This is a genomic window from Actinocorallia sp. B10E7 (assembly GCF_039871655.1).
Lineage (GTDB): Bacteria > Actinomycetota > Actinomycetes > Streptosporangiales > Streptosporangiaceae > Actinocorallia.
On the sequence record NZ_JBDPLZ010000001.1, the window covers coordinates 134092 to 148685 of the forward strand.

Sequence of the window (14594 nt, forward strand, 5' to 3'; positions counted from 1 at the left end):
CCCTTTCATGCCTCCGCTCAGGTCTCGTACGGTCACCCACGGCAGGAACATGGCGGGCGCGCGTGCCCTGCTGCGCGCCACCGGCGTCGCCCGTGAGGACTTCGGCAAGCCGATCATCGCGATCGCCAACAGCTTCACCCAGTTCGTGCCCGGCCACGTCCACCTGCGCGAGGTCGCCCAGGTCGTGGCCGAGGCGGTGCGCGAGGCCGGGGGCATCCCGCGTGAGTTCAACACCATCGCGGTCGACGACGGCATCGCCATGGGCCACGCCGGCATGCTCTACTCGCTGCCCTCGCGCGAACTGATCGCCGACGCGGTCGAGTACATGGTCCAGGCGCACTGCGCCGACGCGATGATCTGCCTGTCGAACTGCGACAAGATCACCCCGGGCATGCTGATCGCCGCGCTGCGGCTGAACATCCCGACGGTCTTCGTCTCCGGCGGACCGATGGAGGCCGGCAAGGTCACCGTCGTCGACGGCACCGCCAAGACCGTCCGCAAGCTCGACCTCATCGACCCGATGATCGCCGCGGCCGACGAGTCCGTCTCCCAGGAGGCCCTGGACGAGATGGAGGAGAACGCCTGCCCGACGTGCGGCTCGTGCTCGGGCATGTTCACCGCCAACTCGATGAACTGCCTCACCGAGGCGATCGGCCTGTCCCTGCCGGGCAACGGCACCACGCTGGCCACCCACGCCGCCCGCAAGGCCCTGTTCCAGCAGGCCGGGCGCACCGTCATGGACATCTCCCGGCGCTACTACGAGCAGGACGACGACTCGGTCCTGCCGCTGTCGATCGCCACCCGCGACGCCTTCGAGAACGCGATGGCCCTGGACGTGGCCATGGGCGGCTCGACCAACACGATCCTGCACCTGCTGGCCGCCGCCCGCGAGGCGAACGTCGACTTCGGCCTGAAGGAGATCGACGAGCTGTCCCGCCGGGTGCCCTGCATCTGCAAGGTCGCGCCCGCCACCGCCAAGTACCACGTCGAGGACGTGCACCGGGCCGGCGGCATCCCCGCCCTGCTGGGCGAACTCGACCGCGCCGGGCTGCTGCACCGGGACGTCCACACCATCCACGGCTCGTCCCTCGGCGAGTTCCTGGACGCCTGGGACCCGGCCTCGCCGCAGGTCGGGCCCGAGGCGCTGGAGCTCTACCACGCCGCGCCCGGCGGGGTGCGCACCACCGAGGCCTACAGCCAGGACACCCGCTGGGACTCCCTGGACCTGGACCGCGAGAACGGCTGCATACGCTCGGTCGAGCACGCCTACACCAAGGACGGCGGCCTGGCCGTCCTGTACGGCAACATCGCCCCCGACGGCGCGATCGTGAAGACCGCGGGCGTCGAGGAGGAGCTGTGGACGTTCTCCGGCCCCGCCGTGGTCTTCGAGTCCCAGGAGGACGCGGTCGACGGCATCCTCGGCAAGAAGGTCAAGGCCGGTGACGTCGTGGTGATCCGCTACGAGGGCCCCCGGGGCGGTCCCGGCATGCAGGAAATGCTCTACCCCACGTCCTTCCTCAAGGGCCGGGGCCTGGGCAAGGCCTGCGCGCTGATCACCGACGGCCGGTTCTCCGGCGGCACCAGCGGCCTGTCCATCGGCCACGCCTCCCCCGAGGCCGCCGGCGGCGGCAAGATCGCCCTGGTGGAGGACGGCGACCGGATCATCATCGACATCCCGCGCCGCGTCCTGGAGCTGGACGTCCCCGAGGAGGAGCTGGCCGCCCGCCGCGAAAAGCTGCTGGCGGAGCTCGGCGGCTACCGTCCCAAGGACCGCCAGCGTCCGGTCAGCGCCGCCCTGCAGGCCTACGCCGCGATGGCCACGTCGGCCTCCACCGGCGCCGCCCGCGACATCTCCCAGCTCGGCGGTACCCGCTGATCCCGGGCTCCGCGTGACGAAGGCCCCGGCTCTCCCACGGGAGGCGGGGCCTTCGTCACGGGGCGGGTTCCGCCCTGGCCGGCGGAATCAGCCGCAGCAGCCTCCGCCGCAGCAGCCGCCTCCGCCGCCCGAAGGGCGCTGGACCGGGGCGGTCGCGCCGCCGGTCACCGCGACGGTGGACAGGAGCTTGACGGTGTCGGTGTGGCCTTCAGGGCAGGCCGCTGGGTCCGCCGAGGCGGCCATCGGACGGGACAGCTCGAAGGTGGCGCCGCAGGAGCGGCAGCGGTAGTCATAGCGGGGCATGGACGTAGTTTATGCGGCGGGTTCCCTGACATAGGCGGCCCACTGCGGATCGCCGTCGGAGCCGATCAGCCCGATCAGCCTCCAGTGGGCACCGCGCGGGACGGCCGGGGGGATGTCCAGGGACCAGCCGAGTTCCTCCAGCAGCCGGTCGGCCTTGCGGTGGTTGCAGGGGGTGCAGGAGGCCACGCAGTTCTCCCACGTGTGCTGGCCGCCCTTGCTGCGCGGCAGCACGTGGTCGATGGTCTCTGCCTTCTTGCCGCAGTAGACGCACCGGTAGTTGTCGCGCCGCATGAGCGCGGCCCGGGTCAGCGGGATCCGGGTACGGAAAGGAATACGGACATATCGCCTCAGTCTGATGACCGAGGGCACCTGCAGGGAGGTGTTCGCGGACCGCAGGTGGGCGCCCGAGGAGTCGTGGTGCACGACCTCGGCCTTCTCCCGCAGCACAAGACATACCGCCCGTCGCAGGGGCAGGGTCGTCAGTGGTTCGTACGTGGCGTTCAGGAGAAGGACCTGGCGCATCAGCCCGCCTCCACCCGGGGGTGAAGGCCGGACGACGTCCGCCTTATTCGCCTTCGTCGTCGTTCGCGGTCCGGTCTCCGCCGTGTCCGACCGCACAGAGAGTCACGAGGCCGGGCACCTGGCTCGGCCGAATCCGACGCATCCGCCACGAGGACCTCCTCTGGGCAGGGTGACCAAGGGGAGCCGACGACTCCACTCTGTCAACAGTGTGACCAATGAGAAGCGGTTCGCGCTACCCCTTTATGCCCCGTTGAAGAAGGTCGCAGTCCTGTCCGGAAGGAGAGGATCACCACTGGAGGCACCGGAGAGAAGCGGATCACTCCCCTCTCGGCTGAGTAGGCTGAGCCCCATGGACTACCCGGCAGCGCACCGTCAGGACATCGTCGAAGAGCTCCACGGGCATCGGATCGCCGACCCCTACCGCTGGCTGGAGGAGGCGCAGAGCGCCGAGACCAAGGAATGGCTGAGGGCTCAGGACGAGCTGTTCCACTCCCAGGTGGACGGCCTGCCGGGCCGGGAGCGGCTCCGGGCCCGGATCACCGAACTGCTCGGCTCCGGCAGCGTCTCGGCCCCCATCTGGCGGGGCGAACGCCGGTTCTTCATGCGCCGCACCGCCGAGCAGGAGCTGTCCGTCCTCTACACCGTCGACCCCGACGGCACCGAGCGGGCGCTGATCGACCCGATCGCGCTGGACGCCTCGGGCACCACCACCCTGGACGCCTGGCAGCCCGACAAGGAGGGGAGGCTGCTGGCCTACCAGCTGTCGGTCGGCGGCGACGAGGAGTCCAAGCTCTCGGTCATGGACGTGGCCACCGGGGACACCATCGAGGGCCCCATCGACCGCTGCCGCTACAGCAACATCGCCTGGCTGCCCGGCGGCGAGGCGTTCTACTACGTGCGCAGGCTGCCCAAGGACCAGGTGCCCGAGGGCGAGGACCAGTACCACCGCCGGGTCTACCTGCACCGCCTGGGCACCGACCCGGACCGCGACGACGTCCTCATCTTCGGCGACGGCATGGAGAAGACCAACTACTACGGGGTCTCCGTCAGCCGTGACGGCCGCTGGCTGACCATCTCGGCCTCCCGCGGCACCGCGCCCCGCAACGACCTCTGGTACGCCGACCTGGCCGCGAGCCCGCTGGAGGCTCCCGAGCTGAAGCCCGTCCAGCTCGACGTGGACGCCCAGACCGGAGTGCATTTCGGACGTGACGGGCGGGCCTACATCTTCACCGACCGGGACGCGCCGCGCGCCCGTCTGGCCGTCGCGGACCCGTCCGACCTGGCGTACGAGAACTGGAAGGACCTGCTCCCCGAGGACGGCGAAGCGGTCCTCAGCGACTTCGCCATCCTCGACGACCTGGAGCGCCCGGTGCTGCTGGCGGGCTGGACGAGGCACGCCGTCAGCGAGATCAGCGTCCACGACCTGGGCACGGGGGAGCGGCTGGGCGAGGTCCCGCTGCCCGGACTGGGCTCCATAGGCGGCCTGGTCGAGCGGCCCGAGGGCGGCTACGAGGCGTGGTTCGGCTACACCGACAGCGTCACCCCCGGCGGGGTCCAGCACTACGACGCCCGCACCGGGGAGACGACCCTGTGGGCGGCGCCTCCCGGCAGCGTCGAGGTCCCGCCCGTGGAGGCCCGGCAGATCGCCTACACCTCCAAGGACGGCACGACCGTCCGGATGCTGGTGCTCGGCTCCCTCGAGGGCGGGCCTAAGCCGACCGTCCTGTACGGCTACGGCGGCTTCAACGTCTCGCTGACCCCGGCCTACTCCGCGGGCATCCTTGCCTGGGTGGAGGCCGGCGGCGTCTACGCCATCGCCAACCTGCGCGGCGGGTCCGAGGAAGGCGAGGAATGGCACCGCGCAGGGATGCTCGGCAACAAGCAGAACGTCTTCGATGACTTCCATGCCGCCGCCGAACGGCTCATCGCCGACGGCTGGACGACTCCCGGACAGCTGGCCGTCTCCGGAGGATCCAACGGCGGGCTGCTCGTCGGCGCGGCGCTCACCCAGCGGCCCGAGCTGTACGCGGCGGTCGTCTGCTCCGCCCCGCTGCTGGACATGATCCGGTATGAGCGGTTCGGCCTGGGCCAGACATGGAACGTGGAGTACGGCTCGGCCGAGGACCCCGAGCAGTTCGAGTGGCTGCTGGGCTACTCCCCGTACCACCATGTGAAGGAGGGCGTCGCCTACCCCGCGACGCTGTTCACGGTGTTCGAGAGCGACACCCGGGTCGATCCGCTGCACGCCCGCAAGATGTGCGCCGCACTGCAGCACGCCGTGGCGCCGAACCCCGAAGGCGGTCCGGTCCTGCTGCGCAACGAGGCCGAGGTGGGCCACGGGGCGCGGTCGCTGAGCCGCACCGTGGACCTGTCGGTCGACACCATGTCCTTCATGGCCCGCCACACCGGGCTCGCCCTCTGACCCTTCCGCCCGCGGATGACGCCGTTCCCTGCCCCAGGTGTGCTGGGAACGGCGTCATGGGGGGTCAGGAGGAAGCGGGAACGTTCCTCACAGGAATTTCTCCCCGTAGATGTTCACGATCCCGTTGATCGTCTTACGGCCGGTCTCCTTCCAGCCGAACTTCTGGTAGAGCTGCAAAGCCGCCCCCTGGAACTCGGTGGTGTCTCCGACGAGCCGGCCGTAGCCGAGCTCCCTCGCGCGGTCCTCCAGCGCCGTCAGCATGGCGGCCCCGTAGCCGTGGCGCTGCAGCTCCGGACGGACCCGCAGCCGGACGAGTTCGCCGGTCCAGGAGTCCACCCGGCGCAGCCCGCCCATCGCGACGGGCACGCCCTCGCGGACGCCGATGAGGAACTCTCCCGTGCCGTCCTTGAGGTAGAGCTCTTCCAGACGGTGCAGATCATGCTCGTAGTAGACGCCGTCGCCGGGCCTCAACCCGATCCTGGCCAGGCCCTCGCGGTGCAGTGACAGCACCTCGGCGTGGTCCTCCGGCAGGTAGCGCCGCAGGAGCAGGTCACCGTACCGCCGCATGGGCGTGACCTCGGCGCGCCGGACCCGGGCGCTGCCGACCGGCCCCGCCGCGTTCAAGCCCGGTCCGCGGGCGAACCGGAGGAGACCGTGCTCTCGCCGGGCCCCAGCGGGCTCTGGACCGACGGGCCGGCCAGCGCCTCCCGCAGCTCCCTCAGCTCGGGCAGGTCGCCGTGCTGCTGCTGGACGGCGGCGGCGAGCTGGCGGGCCCGGTGCATGAGGATGTCGGAGCGGTGCTCGGGCTCGAGGTCCATGATGGCCTCGCGGGCCCGGGCCGCGGCCTGGTCGGGCTCCCCCGCGTACATGGAGCAGGCGGCGCGGTCGAGCTTGACGAGGGTGCGGTCGATGACCTCCGTCGGGGAGTAGAGGGTCAGCGCGTACCGCAGTACCTCCTCGCCCTTCTGGTGGTCTCCGAGGTTGGTGTAGGTGTCGCCCTCGTAGAAGGACATCTGCCGGTCGGTGAAGCCGAAGACCAGGTCGGTGGTGTCGTTCTTGGAGAGCTGGTCGAACACCGCGCGCCCGCGCACGAGGGCGCGGCGGGCGGTCGGAGCGGCGTCGGAACGGCCGCGCAGGGCCAGCTGGCCCAGCGCGCGCGCCTCGACTGCGGGCGCCATGGCCGCGGCGACGTTGGGGGTGCGCCCGGCCAGGTCCTGGGCCTTGCGAGCCAGGTGCAGCGCCTCCCTCGGGTCCCCGTAATACAGCGGGAGGAGGGCCTCGCGCACCGTCACCCAGGCGCGCAGGCTGCGGTCCCCGGTCTCGTCGGCCGCCGTCCGCGCGGTGCGGAAGAACGAGCGGGCCAGCCGGTGGTCACCGAGATTGATCATGATCAGCCCGGAGATCCCGGACAGCTGCGCGGCTATCCGGCACAACCTCTCCTGGAGCTCGATCGGCTGGCGCTGGTCGCACAGGCGCCGGACCTCGCTGAAGTCCAGCAGGACGTCACAGAGCATCCTCAGGGACGGGGTCGACTGGTACGACCGCCCGTATCCCAGGATCGTCTCCTCCCACTGGTCGAGCATCGTGGGCGACACCGTCGCGTTCACGAGGGTGTCGTCCATCTTCCTGCGGAGCTGGTCCACAGCTCCGAGGAACTGGCCGTCGAGCGCCACGCCCGCCCCGGCCAGCAACTGCAGAAGTGTCCGGCGAAGCACGACGTCCTCCTCTCCTAGGTCTATCGAGGCGGAGGCCTCGGCGCGGTGAGGCCCCCCCTCGAACTGCTGGTTGATCCAACCGCGGTCGAGGACCGCGCCGATCAGGGTCTCCGACTCGTCCCGGATCGCCGACAGCTGCGTGCCGGCGCCGAAACGCTGTTCATGGCCCCGTCCGCAGACGCAGGGGCCCTGGTAACCGAGATCGCCGGGCTCGACGCGATAGACCAGGCAGAGGTAGTGCAGATACTCCGGACCTGGGCGTTTGTATCCGCTCTCGTAGGCGGACAGCAGCGTCTCCCCGATCTTCGGGGGTGGTTTGCCGTCCATCTCATAGAGCGCTCGCATCTGTGCCACCACATCCGACAGGGCCACCCCATGGGCCAGACGGTGGGCCTTGATCCGGCTCGTACTGAACAAAGGACCGCACTGTTCAGCGATCTCCGCCGCGATCTGGGTGGTGCTCAGACCGCGGGCCAAGCCCTGCGCGCGCATCCAACGCGCCCGCTCCGCTTCTTTCAGGGGGGGTTCTGCCATCCGTGCCGGCCTCCTCACCACTCGCCGGGTGTGTGCAACGTCACCACTCTGCACTCCCCCGAGCGTTGGCGACCGGTTTTCTCGGTCAGTTGCTGTAATTGATACAGCGCTCACAACGTAACCCTGCGTATCGCTCCGGGCCAACCATCCCCCAAGAATGCAGACCGCACCGGGAGCAACAAGCCTTCCTCCAGCCCAGGATCCTGGAACCCGGGAGGAAGAACGTTCCACTCGGGCGCAAGAAGCTCGTCCGGCGCCCGGAATCCCGCTCTTGACCGGTCCCCACGGGCTTGCAATTCTCTGCTGGCAGCAGCCGACGACGAAAGTTTCACAACCTACTCCGAGGGGGTGCCAGGTGGTCAGCGACGAGCGGATCGCCCACCTCGAGGAACTGGTCCACGCACTGGACGCTCGCGGTCTGGTGGCACGGGTGGTGCAGACCCGCTCGGGACCGGCCTTCCTCCGGGTCGTCAATCCCGACGCCGCCAGCCTGACCGAGAACGTCACCTGCGCTCCCGGCCCCGACACCGCCGACCACTACTTCTGGTGGAGCTGGGGCGAGCGCCTGCACAGGGTCGACGACCCGGACACCGCCGCCCGCAAGGTGGCCCGCGTCCTGGAACCGAAGACCGTCTAGACCCGGGTGGGTTCCCCAGGGGCCGGCACCAGGCGCGGAGGCCGGTGCCCCGGGGGACCCGCCCGCACCACCCCGGATCCGCGCGGTCCCCACAACCCACCGACCGCCGGACCCGCCCGAACACGCATCCGATCCGTCCGGAGGGGGGCCGGATGCGTGCTGGGACCCTCCCCGGGCCGACAGGCAGGCCTGGCCGTAGCGACATGTACGACCCGATCGTGTCCGTCCCTTACGATCTGTCCCGTACCAAGTCGCACGACCTCGGCGGATACCGCCGGCCGACCCGGGGAGGGGTCCTTCTGTTCTCCATCGGCGAGCCGATACCCAAGGACGTCTGTGATGCCAAGCCCAGCGTGGCATGCAGGACCGCCTGGAACCTCTCCCGGAGCGAGGATTTCACCCGCTTCTTCCACAACTGGCTCGACGGCCTGGTCACCGCGCTGATCTGGGCGGTCATGGCCTTCGTCCTGGCCATGGTGTTCCGGTACTACGTCCACCGGCTGATCACGCGGATCACCGCCCGGATCGCCACGGGCACCGTGCCGGGCCGGATGCGCGCCAAGCCCCAGACCACCGCCACCGCGCTGATGAACGAGCGGCGCAGGCAGCGGATGGAGACGCTGGGCTCAGTGCTGCGCAGCATCGCCTCCGTGGTGATCTACGGTGTGGCGATCTTCACCGTGCTGGGCGAGATCGGGCTGAACCTCACCCCCATCCTCACCGGCGCCACCGTGGTGGGCGCCGCGGTGGCCTTCGGCGCCCAGAACACCATCAAGGACCTGCTGGCCGGCCTGTTCATGCTGCTGGAGGACCAGTACGGGGTGGGAGACGTCGTCGACACCGGCTCGGCCAAGGGCACCGTCGAGGCCGTCTCGCTGCGCATCACCCGGCTGCGCGACGTCAACGGGGTGGTCTGGTACGTGCGCAACGGCGAGATCAACCGGCTGGGCAACGAGTCCCAGAACTGGGGCCGCGCCCTCCTGGACGTGCCGATCGCCCCCGACCAGGACGTCGACGACATCCGGAAGCTGCTGCAGGAGACCGCCGACGCGCTGGCCGCCGACCCGGACTGGGAGGAGTTGATCCTGGAGGACCCGTCCGTCTGGGGCGTCCAGGCGCTCACCAACGACGCGGTGGTCGTCCGGGTGACGATCAAGACGGCTCCGAACCAGCAGCACAAGGTCACCCGGGAGCTGAGGGCCCGGGTGAAGCGGGCCTTCGACGAAGCGGGCGTGACTCTCGGCAGCCTGGCATAGGCTTGGGGGCGATGAGCCAAAAGGTGACCTTCTATGAGGCCGTGGGCGGCGAGGAGACATTCCGTCGCCTTGTCCACCGGTTCTACCAGGGCGTGGCCGAGGATCCGGTCCTGCGCCCCATGTACCCCGAGGAGGACCTCGGACCCGCGGAGGAGCGCCTGTGCCTGTTCCTCATGCAGTACTGGGGAGGGCCGGGCACCTACAGCGAGCAGCGGGGCCACCCCCGGCTGCGGATGCGGCACGTCCCGTTCGAGATCGGGAAACGCGAGCGGGACGCCTGGCTGCGCCATATGCGCGAAGCCATGGACGGACTGGACCTTCCACCACAAGCCGCCGAGATGCTCTGGGACTATCTCTCCCGGGCCGCCTACAGCCTGGTGAACTCCGACGGCTGAGCGGGTAGATCGTCCCCCATGACGACTACAACCCCCTGGTGGCGCGACGCCGTGGTCTATGAGGTCTACCCGCGCAGTTTCTCCGACGCCTCCGGCGACGGAGAGGGAGACCTCGAAGGACTGCGCCGCCGTCTCCCCTACCTGTCCGGGCTTGGCGTCGACGCGCTGTGGCTGACGCCCTTCTACACCTCGCCCCTGGCCGACGGCGGCTACGACGTGGCCGACTACCGCGACGTCGACCCCCGCTTCGGGACCCTGGCCGACTTCGACGCCCTCGTCGCCGACGCCCACCGGCTCGGACTGCGGATCATCATCGACATCGTCCCCAACCACACCTCCTCGGCCCACCCCTGGTTCTCCGAGGCGGTGCGGACCGGCGAAGGCCGTGAGCGCTACCACTTCCGGGACGGCGAGACCGCGCCCAACGACTGGCGATCGAACTTCGGCGGCCCCGCCTGGAGCCGCACCCCCGACGGGCAGTGGTACCTGCACCTGTACACCCCCGACCAGCCCGACCTGAACTGGCACCATCCCGAGGTCCGCGAGGAGTTCGAGAGCGTCCTGCGGTTCTGGCTCGACCGCGACGTCGACGGGTTCCGCATCGACGTCGCGGCGGGGCTGTTCAAGCACCCCGACCTGCCGGACCTGGGCGCGCTGGGCACCCACGCGCCCGGCAGCCCCATGTACGGCCGGCCCGAGGTCCACGAGATCTACCGGAACTGGCGGTCCATCCTCGACTCCTACCCCGGCGAACGCATGGCCGTCGGGGAGGTGTGGACGGAGTCGCCCGAGGACCTGGCCCTGTACGTCCGGCCGGACGAGCTGCACCAGGCGTTCCAGTTCCACCTGCTGCTGGCCCCCTGGTCGGCCCGTGCGTTCCGGGAGACGGTCCAGACCTGCCTGGACTCCCCCAGCGGCCGGGCGCCCACCTGGGTGCTGTCCAACCACGACGTGATCAGGCACCGCAGCCGGTACGGCGCCGAGGAACGTTCCCGTTCCGCGCTGATGTTCATCCTGGCGCTGCCCGGCTCCGCCTACCTCTACCAGGGCGAGGAGCTGGGCCTGCCGGAGGTCTTCGACCTGCCCGACGAGGCCCGCCAGGACCCGATCTTCTTCCAGGGCAAGGGCATCGGCCGGGACGGCTGCCGGGTGCCGCTCCCCTGGTCCGGAACGCAGCAGCCCTACGGTTTCACCACGGGCAAGCCCTGGCTGCCCCAGCCGTCGGACTGGGGGCGGCTGACGGTCGAGGCCCAGGAGCGGGACCCGTCGTCGATGCTCTCCTTCTATCGACGCGCCCTTGCCCTGCGCAGGACCCTCCGGGGAACCCTGCCGCCTACCCTGGAATGGCAGGAGTGGCCCCACCCCGAGGTGCTGGCCTTCCGGCGGGGTGATCTCGTCTGCGCGGTCAACTTCGGGGAGGAGCCCGTCGAGTTCCAGGGGGACGTCCTTCTGGCCAGCGGCCCGGTGGCCGAAGGACGCATCGCGGGAGGTGGTGCCGTCTGGCTGAGATCTTGATCAGTTGACCGGAATCCGCTTCTCTGAGAGGAGACGCGTGATGTTCATCCAGATCATCCAAGGGCATGTGACCGACCCCGCCGCCATGAAGGAGTCCTTCGACAGGTGGAAGGCGGAGCTGGCCCCCGAGGCGTCCGGCTGGCTGGGAAGCACGGCCGGGGTCACCGAGGACGGCGCCTTCTTCACCTCCGTCTGCTTCGAGTCGGTGGAGGCGGCCCGGCGGAACAGCGAGCGGCCCGAGCAGCACCAGTGGTGGATGGAGACCGCCAAGTACTTCAGCGGCGAGGTCTCCTTCCACGACTGCGAACAGGTGGAGGTCTTCCCCGAGGGGCGGTCGGACTTCTTCGGCCGCGCCGGCTTCGTCCAGGTGATACAGGGCAGGCTCCAGGACTTCGACAAGGTGTGTTCGCTCATGCGCCGCATGGAGGAGGACATGGCCGAGTGGCGTCCCGACCTGCTGGGGGTAGTCCTGGCGAGGCACCCGGCGGAGGACGCCTACACCCAGTTCGCCTATTTCACCTCCGAGAGGGAGGCCAGGGAGAACGAGTCCAAGGAGCCGACCGGGAGGGTCAAGGAGGCGATGGACGAGCTCATGAAGCTCGAGGTGGGCGAACCCGCTTACTTCGACCTGAAGGAGCACTGGGTGATGGAGCCCTGAGAGGACCGGACGGTCGGCCCCGCCTCGACGGGGCCGGTCGTCACTTCACGTACCAGCAGTTCTTCTTGTACGAGAAGTACCAGTGCTTGCCCTTGAGCTTGTAGGTCCGGGAAAGCACGATCTTGTTCTTCCTGCCCGCGCGGGCCAGGATGCTGACCGTCCGGGGCTTGACCTCGGCGGCGCCGAGGTTGGCGCGTGCCTTCGCGGCCCGGGACAGGGCCAGCTTCCGGGTGCCGCCCTTGACCTCCACCCACATCGCGTCCGGGTCGCCGCCCCACTCGCATCGCTTGACGCCCTTGCACGCCTTGGGCGCCTTCACGGTCACGCAGGTGACACCGGCGGCACCGGCCTGGGTGGCCGCCCCCATCACCATTCCACCGGCCATCAGGACGGTCAGCAGCAAACGGCGCAAGATGCCTCCCTCAGCGCGACAGGGAGGCTCACGTTACCGGCTTCGATCGGGTCGGCACAGGGCCCGCGGAGGGACCGGTGGCAAAGGCGCGGTCAGGCGTCCGCGGGCTTGACGAAACGGGAGATGTACTCGCGCTCGGCGGCCGTGTAGCGGCGCAGCCGGGCGCCCTCCACATCGAAGGCGACGAGGGTCGAGGTCGCGGTGGCGTAGAGGTTGTCGTCGTCGCGCACCTCGTACGCGAGCTTGAAGGAGGCGGCCCGCAGCTCGGTCACCCAGGTCTCGACCCGGATGGGGTGGATCACGCCGGTCAGCGGCACCTTGTAGTCGATCTCGTGGCGGGAGACGACCATGCCCCGCACAGGCTCCAGGCCCGCCCGGATCGGATCCGCGTGGAACATGGCCAGCCGGGCGTCCTCCAGGTAGCCCAGGAACTTCACGTTGTTCACGTGCATCTGGGAGTCGATGTCCCCGAACCGGATGTAGAACTCGTAGACGTGGCGGTACGCGGTGTCCTCCTGCCGGGGCAGCGTCGCAATGTCTTCCATGTCTTCACCTTGGGGGTCTTGGGGGAAATGTCCGGGCGCCTTGATGGTACAGCCGCATCCGCCCCTACCCGGAAAAAGGGCCATGCCCGCGGCACCGCCGCGGGCATGGCCGTGAGGACCTTAAAAGATCAGCGGGTGAGCTTGCGGTACGTCACCCGGTGCGGGCGGGCGGCGTCCGCGCCCAGACGCTGGATCTTGTTCTTCTCGTAGTCGGCGAAGTTGCCCTCGAACCAGAACCAGTTCGACTCGCCCTCCCACGCCAGGATGTGGGTGGCGATACGGTCCAGGAACCAGCGGTCGTGCGAGGTGATCACGGCGCAGCCGGGGAACTCCAGCAGAGCGTTCTCCAGCGACGACAACGTCTCGACGTCCAGGTCGTTGGTCGGCTCGTCCAGCAGCAGCACGTTGCCGCCCTGCTTGAGGGTGAGCGCCAGGTTCAGGCGGTTGCGCTCGCCGCCGGAGAGCACGCCCGCCTTCTTCTGCTGGTCGGGCCCCTTGAAACCGAACGCCGCGACATAGGCGCGGGACGGCATCTCGACCTGGCCGACCTTGATGTGGTCGAGGCCGTCGGAGACGACCTGCCACACGTTGGCCTGCGGGTCGATGCCGCCGCGGCCCTGGTCGACGTAGGAGATCTGCACGGTCTCGCCGATGCGCAGCTTGCCCTCGTCGGGCTGCTGCTCACCGATGATCATCCGGAACAGGGTCGTCTTGCCGACGCCGTTCGGGCCGATGACACCGACGATGCCGTTCGGCGGGAGGTTGAAGGAGAGGTTGTCCATCAGCAGGCGGTCGCCGAAGCCCTTGGTGAGGTTCTCGGCGACGATCACCGTGCCGCCCAGGCGCGGGCCCGGCGGGATCTGGATCTCCTCGAAGTCCAGCTTGCGGGTCTTGGCGGCCTCGGAGGCCATCTCCTCGTACCGCTGCAGCCGGGCCTTGCTCTTGGTCTGGCGGGCCTTGGCGTTGGAGCGGACCCACTCCAGCTCGTCCTCCAGGCGCTTCTTGCGCTTGGCGTCCTTGTTGCCCTCGACCTTGAGGCGCTCGGCCTTCTTCTGCAGGTAGGTCGAGTAGTTGCCCTCGTAGGGGAAGCAGCGGCCGCGGTCCATCTCCAGGATCCAGCCCGCGACGTTGTCCAGGAAGTACCGGTCGTGGGTGACCGCCAGGACCGTCCCGGGGTACTTCTCCAGGAAGGACTCCAGCCAGCTCACCGACTCGGCGTCCAGGTGGTTGGTGGGCTCGTCCAGCAGCAGGAGGTCGGGGGCCTCCAGCAGCAGCTTGCACAGCGCGACGCGGCGGCGCTCGCCACCGGACAGCTGGGTGACGGGCAGGTCGGGCGCGGGGCAGCGCAGCGCGTCCATCGCCTGCTCCAGCTGGGAGTCCAGGTCCCAGGCGTTGCGGTGGTCGAGCTGCTCCTGCAGCTTGCCCATCTCCTCCAGCAGGTCATCGCTGTAGTCGGTGGCCATCTGCTCGGCGATCTCGTTGAACCGCTTGAGCATGCCCATGGTCTCGGCGACGCCCTCCTGGACGTTCTCCAGGACCGTCTTCTCCTCGTTCAGCGGCGGCTCCTGCTGGAGCATTCCGACGGTGAACCCCGGCATGAGCCGGGCCTCCCCGTTGGACGGCTGCTCCAGGCCGGCCATCATCTTCATGAGCGTCGACTTGCCGGTGCCGTTGGGACCCACCACGCCGATCTTGGCCCCGGGCAGGAAACTCAGCGTGACGTCGTCCAGGATCACCTTGTCGCCGTGCGCCTTGCGCACACGCTGCATCGTGTAGATGTACTCGGCCATGCTCCTAGCCTATT

General features: G+C 69.4%; 14 protein-coding genes. 7 read left to right on the forward strand and 7 right to left on the reverse strand.

The features are described from left to right. The first annotated feature begins 7 nt into the window (after nucleotides 1-7). The gene (gene ilvD, locus ABGB12_RS00625) at nucleotides 8-1876 is read left to right on the forward strand and encodes a dihydroxy-acid dehydratase (protein WP_347673579.1); all 1869 of its coding nucleotides are present in this window, start codon (nucleotides 8-10) and stop codon (nucleotides 1874-1876) included. A gap of 87 nt (nucleotides 1877-1963) precedes the next feature. On the opposite strand, the gene ABGB12_RS00630 is transcribed toward ilvD, so the two are convergent. Both ABGB12_RS00630 and ABGB12_RS00635 read right to left on the reverse strand, forming a co-directional pair. After that, entirely contained in the window at nucleotides 1964-2179 is a 216-nt protein-coding gene (locus tag ABGB12_RS00630) for a zinc ribbon domain-containing protein (protein WP_347673581.1), read from the reverse strand. Nucleotides 2180-2188: 9 nt separating this feature from the next. Beyond that, nucleotides 2189-2701 (reverse strand): HNH endonuclease, encoded by a 513-nt coding sequence (locus ABGB12_RS00635; protein ID WP_347673583.1) that lies wholly within the window; start codon nucleotides 2699-2701, stop codon nucleotides 2189-2191. A 340-nt stretch (nucleotides 2702-3041) separates the two neighbouring features. Between ABGB12_RS00635 and ABGB12_RS00640 the strand changes: the two genes are divergently transcribed. After that, nucleotides 3042-5123 (forward strand): prolyl oligopeptidase family serine peptidase, encoded by a 2082-nt coding sequence (locus ABGB12_RS00640; RefSeq protein WP_347674997.1) that lies wholly within the window; start codon nucleotides 3042-3044, stop codon nucleotides 5121-5123. Between the two features lie 87 nt (nucleotides 5124-5210). On the opposite strand, the gene ABGB12_RS00645 is transcribed toward ABGB12_RS00640, so the two are convergent. Continuing rightward, on the reverse strand, nucleotides 5211-5747 hold the full coding sequence (locus ABGB12_RS00645; RefSeq protein ID WP_347673585.1) for a GNAT family N-acetyltransferase: 537 nt from the start codon (nucleotides 5745-5747) through the stop codon (nucleotides 5211-5213). Next, nucleotides 5744-7372, reverse strand: a complete 1629-nt coding sequence (locus ABGB12_RS00650; protein ID WP_347673587.1) for an XRE family transcriptional regulator — start codon at nucleotides 7370-7372, stop codon at nucleotides 5744-5746. Before ABGB12_RS00650 ends, ABGB12_RS00645 begins: the two co-directional genes overlap by 4 nt. Before the next feature lie 355 nt (nucleotides 7373-7727). Here ABGB12_RS00650 and ABGB12_RS00655 point away from each other — a divergent pair, with 355 nt between their 5' ends. The 5 genes from ABGB12_RS00655 to ABGB12_RS00675 all read left to right on the forward strand — a co-directional run bounded on the left by ABGB12_RS00655 (nucleotide 7728) and on the right by ABGB12_RS00675 (nucleotide 11833). Further along, entirely contained in the window at nucleotides 7728-8009 is a 282-nt protein-coding gene (locus ABGB12_RS00655; RefSeq protein WP_347673588.1) for a hypothetical protein, read from the forward strand. A gap of 218 nt (nucleotides 8010-8227) precedes the next feature. Beyond that, entirely contained in the window at nucleotides 8228-9265 is a 1038-nt protein-coding gene (locus tag ABGB12_RS00660) for a mechanosensitive ion channel family protein (protein ID WP_347673590.1), read from the forward strand. 11 nt (nucleotides 9266-9276) lie between these two features. Continuing rightward, on the forward strand, nucleotides 9277-9660 hold the full coding sequence (locus ABGB12_RS00665; RefSeq protein WP_347673592.1) for a globin: 384 nt from the start codon (nucleotides 9277-9279) through the stop codon (nucleotides 9658-9660). An 18-nt stretch (nucleotides 9661-9678) separates the two neighbouring features. Beyond that, nucleotides 9679-11175: a glycoside hydrolase family 13 protein gene (locus tag ABGB12_RS00670; protein WP_347673594.1), complete on the forward strand. Its 1497-nt coding sequence runs from the start codon at nucleotides 9679-9681 to the stop codon at nucleotides 11173-11175. Nucleotides 11176-11215: 40 nt separating this feature from the next. Further along, on the forward strand, nucleotides 11216-11833 hold the full coding sequence (locus tag ABGB12_RS00675; protein WP_347673596.1) for a hypothetical protein: 618 nt from the start codon (nucleotides 11216-11218) through the stop codon (nucleotides 11831-11833). A gap of 40 nt (nucleotides 11834-11873) precedes the next feature. Here the strand turns inward: ABGB12_RS00675 and ABGB12_RS00680 are convergent, their stop codons facing one another. The 3 genes from ABGB12_RS00680 to ettA form a co-directional block, all read right to left on the reverse strand. Beyond that, nucleotides 11874-12245: a hypothetical protein gene (locus ABGB12_RS00680; RefSeq protein ID WP_347673598.1), complete on the reverse strand. Its 372-nt coding sequence runs from the start codon at nucleotides 12243-12245 to the stop codon at nucleotides 11874-11876. A gap of 92 nt (nucleotides 12246-12337) precedes the next feature. Further along, a complete protein-coding gene (locus ABGB12_RS00685) occupies nucleotides 12338-12790 on the reverse strand; it encodes a thioesterase family protein (protein ID WP_347673600.1) in 453 nt (150 codons plus the stop codon). A 128-nt stretch (nucleotides 12791-12918) separates the two neighbouring features. Continuing rightward, complete coding sequence (gene ettA / locus ABGB12_RS00690) at nucleotides 12919-14580, reverse strand: energy-dependent translational throttle protein EttA (protein ID WP_347673601.1); 1662 nt, start codon at nucleotides 14578-14580, stop codon at nucleotides 12919-12921. Nucleotides 14581-14594: the final 14 nt, after the last annotated feature.